Source organism: Falsiroseomonas sp. E2-1-a20 (assembly GCF_051433195.1).
GTDB lineage: Bacteria > Pseudomonadota > Alphaproteobacteria > Acetobacterales > Acetobacteraceae > Falsiroseomonas.
In genome coordinates this window covers 1-6,570 of the sequence record NZ_JBHMFT010000091.1, presented here as the reverse complement: position 1 = coordinate 6,570, position 6,570 = coordinate 1, and the positions used below count along the sequence as shown (strand labels likewise).

Genomic DNA, 6,570 nt, shown 5'->3' with positions numbered 1-6,570 from the left:
CATGTTGCAGACCTTGATCGGCGCGCGCGTTCAGCTTGTGATCGATGCTGCGGCGATGCCCTGTTTCGTAGAGGCCGATCCAAGCCAGTTCGAAACCGCCTTGATCAACATGGCAGTGAATGCCTGCGACGCCATGGATGGTCAGGGAATGCTGACCGTCGCGATCCGTGCTGTGACGGCAAGACCTAGCATCCGCGCCCACCAGCCGGTCGCCGAGGCCCACATCGCCCTGTCGATCACCGACACAGGCACCGGCATTGACGCAGACACGATGAAAAGGCTGTTCGAGCCGTTCTTTACGACCAAGGAGATCGGCAAGGGGACGGGTCTGGGCCTCAGTCAGGTGTACGGCTTCGCCAAACAGTCGGGCGGCGATGTGGATGTCGCGAGCCGGTTGGGTGAAGGCGCGTGCTTCACCCTCTATCTACCTCGGACCGACCCACCCAATGTAGCTCCACCTGAAGTCGAAGCACCTGCTTACGCGTCGAGGCGCTGCCGCGTACTGGTCGTCGAGGATGACACGCAGGTTGCCGAGTTTGCGATGCTGCTTCTTCGCGATCTTGGCCACGAGACGACGCTCGCAACAAGCGCTGCCGAAGCTCTCGACCTGCTAGGCGAGGACGGCAGCACCTTTGATCTCGTTTTCTCGGACGTCGTCATGCCGGGCATGAGCGGAATTGAACTGGCTGGCCTCCTGCGCGCACGGTGGCCTGAGCTACCGGTGGTGCTGACCAGTGGCTACAGCCACGTCCTTGCAGAGGACGGGCGCCACGGATTTCCGCTGCTCCACAAGCCATACTCGGCTGATAACCTCTCACGTGTTCTTCGACAGGCAACCGCGGGCCACTCCACTCCTAATTTCAGGATCCCGGCAATGCTCACGTAGGTGGTCATTTTCTGATCCCCGAGGCGGTCGAGCCGAGCGGTAGTGAGTGTGGGGCACTGCATGCCTCGAGCGATGCCAAGTTGTGGCCTGGGTCCGGGATGAAGTCCGCCCAGTGCTGCAAGCTGGACGAATAGCTGCTCGCTGCTCAGCCTATTTGGCCTCAACGACACGCTTCACCTGCATCGGGTGCCAAGCGCGCCCGCCGGCTGGCGCGGGCACGCCGCGCGCGGTCAGTGCCGCGGCGAGCTGTGGACAAGCGCGCGAGTGGGACCCCTTTCGGCATCGGCGTCCCCTACGGGAAAGCTTATCCCGCCTCGATATTAATTAAGACTCCCCATGCCGATCTGGGATCCCGTAGCGCGCCGCTCCACAGCCATAGCCGTTGCGCGCGGGTGAAGCCCAGCCGTGTGGCGGCGCTGCCGGCCTAAAGATTTCGACGAGCAGAGGATGGCAGGCGGCGGCGGCGCTCGAATGCTCAGTGCTGCAATCGCCGCCTGGGCAAGCGGACAAGGCGCCGAGCAGGTGGATTTCGGCGAAGAACTCCAGGAAGTCGCCCGGCCGCACCGGGCTCGCCTTCATGAAGTACTGGCCCGTGTCGCGCGTGAAGCCCGTGCACATGAAGACGTTGAGCACGTCATGCACCAACGGCTCGGCCGCCTCCGGGGGGCAGCCCAGGCGGCCGGCAAGGGCGCGGGTGAGGTTCGAGTGGCAGCAATGGTGGTAATCGCCGCCCGACAACAGGCGATGCGTGTAGGGATCGCAGCGCGTGCCGATCACGTCGTGTACCGACCCGCCATACGCGTCGAAGCCATACCAGCCGAGCGTGTCCTCGGTGATCGTCGCCATCGGTCGCAGGTGCGGCAGGCAGGACCACAGCCTGTCGCAGCTCGACAGGTGCGTCCCATGCAGCGCCCGCGTCTTGCCTGAGAAGAAGCGCTCCCCTGTATCGCCCGCGGCCCAAAGGTTCAGGTCGCCGACTTGTGGACCTTCGATGCTAACGATGCGGAAGAAGTGGCCTGCCGGCACGTCGAAGGTGCGGGCCTCCCGCGGCGGCACGATCACCTCGCCAGTCTTCGTCCAGCCTCCCCGCGCTGCGCGGTAGGCGCCGAGGTCGGGCTGCGGCAGGCTCTCGACTGGGTAGCAAATCACTGGTGCCACCCGACGTCGGGCCTCCGCGTCCGGCGGCGCTGGGACCGTCCCCGTCTCGGGCTTCATGCACGTCTCCAACCGGTTGTCGCGTCGAGCATCGTAACGCGAGGGTCTAGGTAGTGGCGAGCGAGCCGCTGAGGTGAGCCTCAGGCCTCGACAGCACCCGCGTTCCCCAATCCGCAAGGGATGCGGGTGCTGCTGGTCACGCCCGATGCGGCTGACCCAGTCTTCCGGCGGCGACCGTCGCATGAACTGTCGCGCCTGCCAGGGCTCATTCCGGGTAGGCAGCCTCGCGCACCAGGTTGGCCCGGCAGGACGAACAGCGTCCCTGCGGCAACGCCGCCGCGCACGCCATGCAGCAGCCAGCCAAGGTAGGTGGCGAGCTGCTGCGCCTCCGGACCGGGCAGGAGGGTGCAGAAGTTCAGCGCGTGCAGGAAGCGCGTGTCCGAGATCCAACGGCGCTCATCTACGATCTCGCGGTGCAGGAGGGCGATCTGCCCGGCCGGCCCGCCGAAGGAGAGCAGGCCGATCTTGAGCCAGACCCGCAGGGCCTCGCTGAAGGAGGGCAGTAGTGCCGGTGCTGCTGCAGGCGCGCGCGTTGCTTCGGCCTCGCTATTCGTCTTCATGCTCATGCCTTGCCCCCTGGCGCTGGCCAATTGTGGGTCTCGGCCGTGGCATCACGTGCCCATCGGTAGAAGGCGTCGTAGAGGCCCATGGCGGCGTCGAGCTGGGCAAGGTCCTCCCGATACATGCGCGAGAGCCCAAGCGAGGCGGCCAGCAGCCCGGCCGCCTCCGGCGCGAGGTCGAGCCGAGCGGTGTCGGCGCCGCGGATGATGGTGGCGAGCCGGGCCAGTGGCTCGGAAGTGAGGCCGAACTCCTCGACCATGACGTCGAAGGTGCAGAGGTCGCCCCTGTGGCTCCAGAAGACCCCCTCAACGTCGAAGGGCGTGGCGCCGAAGCGGTCGGCGACCGCTGCCACCTCGGACGGGACGACGAAGATGAACACCGCCATGGGATCGATGAAGCGCCGGATCAGCCATGGACAGGCGATGCGGTCGATCTTCGGGCGGGAGCGTGTGACCCAGAGGGTTCGTCCCTGGGCATCCCGGGGCGGCAACTGGTCCGGGCGGACCAGGAGGCCACCCAAGGCGGCCCAGGCATCGAAGCCACCCTCAAGCGCCTCGGCCGCGGAGCCACCGTGGCGGAGCCAGGCGGCCACGCCCTGGCTCAACTTTAGGCCGCGCTGGCAGATGACGGCGACAGAGCGGCCGGCGAAGTCACCCGCCCAGGAGCCCGCCGACCGGAAATCGCGGCGGATGGCTCCGGGCAGGATCCGGGGATCACCGGCGAAGTCCTCGTCGGTGCGGACATCCAGGACGACCGGGGCCTCCGGCGTTCCCAGAAGCCGCCCAAGTTGGCTGGGCGTAATGATGTTGGGACTTGGCATGAGCGTCCTCCTACGGCGCGGAGCGCCGGAGCATGGACGCGATGCTTGGGCCGAAGCCTCACGGGGCGATCGCGGACTGACCCCTGGGCTTCGAGCATGGGCAGGCAGCCTCGACTGGTCAAGGTCGCTAAAAGCCCAACGCCGTACAGCTGCATTTGCGCAGGTCGGGGTCGACGCCTGGGACAGACGGCTTGTGGTGAGCAGATAGGGCAGCAGGGGGGGGCGGCACTATTGCGCTTGCCCTAAGCTGATCGTACGCGGACTCCGAGGTAGGGCTGCTGAGCCATACCGCGGTGGCTGGAAGGTCAAGATTCGCGATCGCGCCTTCGAATATAGGGTTGCGGGAAGCCGAAGCGGCAGCGCTGAACAGCACGATCGTGCGGCGAGAAAGTTGTGGTGCACAATCTCGCGAGGAATGCAGCCCAGCATGGTGCGCTGTCATTCGCGTTAGGCCGCGTCACCGTGGATTGGCAAGTATTCAGGAATGGGAGCGCCGTGGAGCTTTCCTGGGCCGAGGAGGGTGGACCAACGGTCAGTGGTCCACCAACACGGCAGGGTTTCGGCCTGCGTCTGTTGGAGCGCGGACTCGGCAGGCAGCTAAAAGCCGAGGTGACGACGCACTTTGCGCCCACCGGGCTGCGCGTCCACATCCGTCTCCCATTGAAAATGGCGCCGCTACAAAGGGGTCGAGACAATCCAGTTACCGCAACGAAAGCCTAACCGACGACGAGCTTAACCGGATCACCCGACAGGTCGGCGAAGGCGACGGCAGGGGGAGGCGCTGCACATTTGCGCAACGGCCGCGTCGAGGTCACCGTGGCCTCTATTACCGGGTCTTGAGAGTTAGGAGGGACGAACATGATCACTCGCCGCGGTCTTGCCGCGATGCCCGTTGGGCTTGCGATGCCATATCTGCCCGCGTACGCCCAGCGCGCCAGCGACTACCCGAACCGGCCAATCCGCATGATTGTTGGGTTTGCCGCCGGTGGCGGCACCGATCTCACCGCCCGCACGATGCAACCCAGGTTGCAGCAAGCGCTTGGCGGCGCCATCCTGATCGACAATCGTCCCGGTGCCGGCGGCAACCTCGCTACCGACCTCACGGTCCGTGCTGCGCCGGATGGCTATACGCTGCTAATGGGAACCATCGCGGCGCTTGCCATCAACCCGACTATCTACACCAACCTCTCCTTCAACCCGCAGACGGATCTGACACCGATCAGCCAGGCAGGGTCCATCCTGAACGTCCTGGTGGTGCCGGCCGACCGGCCCTGGCGCACGGTTGCCGAACTGATTGCGGCGGCCAAGGCAGCGCCAGATACGATCACCTACGGATCGTCAGGCGTCGGCGGTGCCGGCCATCTTGCGGGTGCGCTGCTCGACCAAATGGCCGGGATCAAGACAGTGCACGTTCCCTACCGTGGCGGGGGTCCGCTGATGAGCGACATGGTTGGCGGCAAGATCGACTATGCTTTCTCCACCGCTCCCACCGCCATTCCGCAGATCGAGGGTGGCAAGCTGCGCGCACTCGCGGTGCCGACGCTCCAACGGTCCTCGTTGCTGCCCGATGTGCCGACGGTGGCGGAGACGCTACCGGGCTACGAGGTTGGCAACTGGTATGCATTGGTTGGGCCAAAGGGTCTGCCGCAGCCGATCGTGGATAAGCTGAACGCGGCCATGCGCGCAACGCTGGCAGACCCGGAGGTACGGGCCCACTTGGGTCGCCACGGCGTTGAGCCGGTGTCTTCCGCAGCCGATGAGCTGGCCCGCTTCATTCGCGAGGAGACGGCAAAGTGGGCGCCAATTGTCCGTGCCAGCGGCGCCTCCGCGAACTGAGATCGTAGAGGCCGCACGCCTCCTGATGAAATTCGAGATCGGATGGTCAGTCGGATTGGTCGATCCAACCCGGAATCGGAAGACGCCTTGGACGAGGTCGTCTTCAAAGTAGATAAAGCAGCTCGCGCTGCTAGCCGGTGCACCTGTTCCGTCTAGCCTTGCCAGTTGACCTCCTCCAATCAGGCGCGAGCATCCGGGTCCTGCAGCGCCTAATCGCCTCCCTCCGACAAAAGGTGCCTCAGACGGCATGGAAGACCCCGTCCTTTTCGTGCTCGCGGTGCTTGCCGTGCTCGGCACACCGGGCCCGACCAATACGCTGCTGGCCACCGCTGGAGCCACGGCTGGGCTGCGGCACTCCCTCCCCCTGATCGCGGCCGAGGCGGGCGGCTACACCGTCTCCATCCTCACGCTCGGGCTGATGCTCGGGCCGGCGATGGCGGCAGCGCCCCTGCTGGCCGGAGTGCTGCGCGCGGCGGTGGGCGTCTACCTCCTGTCCCTCGCCTTCCGCCTGTGGCGCTGCGGCGGGGCCGCCCTGACGACGGGGGCGGTGGTGACGCCCCGCCAGGTCTTCATCACCACGCTACTGAACCCGAAGGCGATCGTCTTCGCACTCGGGGTTGTACCCTTCGCGGCGGGACGGGGCGTCTGGCCGCCCTACATGCTCGGCTTCCTGTTGCTGCTGGTGGCGGTCGGTGTGTTCTGGATTGCAGCGGGCGCAATGCTCGGTGGCGCCGCAAGCCGACGTGGCTGGGGCGGGGCGGTACCGCGGGTGGGGGCTGCGGCAGTCGGAAGCTTCGCCGTCCTGCTGCTCGCGGCACCCTTTCTCGGCTAGGTTGGGCGTTGCCTGCTCAGCAAGCTGAGCCTCCACGCGCTCCAGCTGCCTTGCCCTCGTTCGCCCTTCGGCGCCGCCCAGCAGCACCACGGTTTGTTGGGAAGGATGAGGGCATGAAGAAACTGTCGCATTCTCCAACACCCGTGCAACGGGATTGGTGCGGCGGTGTTCCGGTTCAGCACAGCCCCCATGCGGCCGAAGGACGATCCTCCCATGCCGAAGCTTCCGCCCATCGCGGACCGACGCGTCCGCCCGGCTGGCGTGCCCAAGGATGGCGGGGCGATCGCCCAGGCCGCGCTGGTAGTGGTCGCGGTGCTGTATTTCGCGCGCGAACTGCTGGTGCCGCTGGCGCTGGCCGTGCTGCTGTCCTTCGTGCTGGCGCCGATCGCTGGTGCGCTGCGCCGCATCGGCATCCCGCGC

At 66.3% G+C, this 6,570-nt stretch carries 6 protein-coding genes and 1 pseudogene; 4 read left to right on the top strand and 3 right to left on the bottom strand.

Annotation, left to right across the window (positions count from 1 at the left end; genetic code table 11):
- On the top strand, window positions 1–886 hold an 886-nt coding region (locus ACFHPP_RS30020), incomplete at its 5' end, for an ATP-binding protein (protein WP_437166902.1).
- Window positions 887–1,210: 324 nt separating this feature from the next.
- Here the strand turns inward: ACFHPP_RS30020 and ACFHPP_RS30015 are convergent.
- The 3 genes from ACFHPP_RS30015 to ACFHPP_RS30005 form a co-directional block, all read right to left on the bottom strand.
- Window positions 1,211–2,101: an urea carboxylase-associated family protein gene (locus ACFHPP_RS30015; protein WP_437166901.1), complete on the bottom strand. Its 891-nt coding sequence runs from the start codon at window positions 2,099–2,101 to the stop codon at window positions 1,211–1,213.
- An 80-nt stretch (window positions 2,102–2,181) separates the two neighbouring features.
- Window positions 2,182–2,667: a chromate transporter gene (locus ACFHPP_RS30010; protein ID WP_437166900.1), complete on the bottom strand. Its 486-nt coding sequence runs from the start codon at window positions 2,665–2,667 to the stop codon at window positions 2,182–2,184.
- Window positions 2,664–3,482, bottom strand: coding sequence for a chromate resistance protein ChrB domain-containing protein (locus ACFHPP_RS30005; protein WP_437166899.1), 819 nt, complete (start codon window positions 3,480–3,482; stop codon window positions 2,664–2,666). The genes ACFHPP_RS30010 and ACFHPP_RS30005 overlap by 4 nt, the downstream gene beginning before the upstream one ends.
- Before the next feature lie 858 nt (window positions 3,483–4,340).
- On the opposite strand from ACFHPP_RS30005, the gene ACFHPP_RS30000 reads away from it, so the two are divergent.
- From ACFHPP_RS30000 to ACFHPP_RS29990, 3 genes and pseudogenes are all read left to right on the top strand, one after another.
- The gene (locus tag ACFHPP_RS30000; protein WP_437166898.1) at window positions 4,341–5,318 is read left to right on the top strand and encodes a Bug family tripartite tricarboxylate transporter substrate binding protein; all 978 of its coding nucleotides are present in this window, start codon (window positions 4,341–4,343) and stop codon (window positions 5,316–5,318) included.
- A 247-nt stretch (window positions 5,319–5,565) separates the two neighbouring features.
- A complete protein-coding gene (locus ACFHPP_RS29995; protein WP_437166897.1) occupies window positions 5,566–6,150 on the top strand; it encodes a LysE family translocator in 585 nt (194 codons plus the stop codon).
- Between the two features lie 213 nt (window positions 6,151–6,363).
- A pseudogene (locus ACFHPP_RS29990) lies at window positions 6,364–6,570 on the top strand (AI-2E family transporter); the annotation flags it as partial.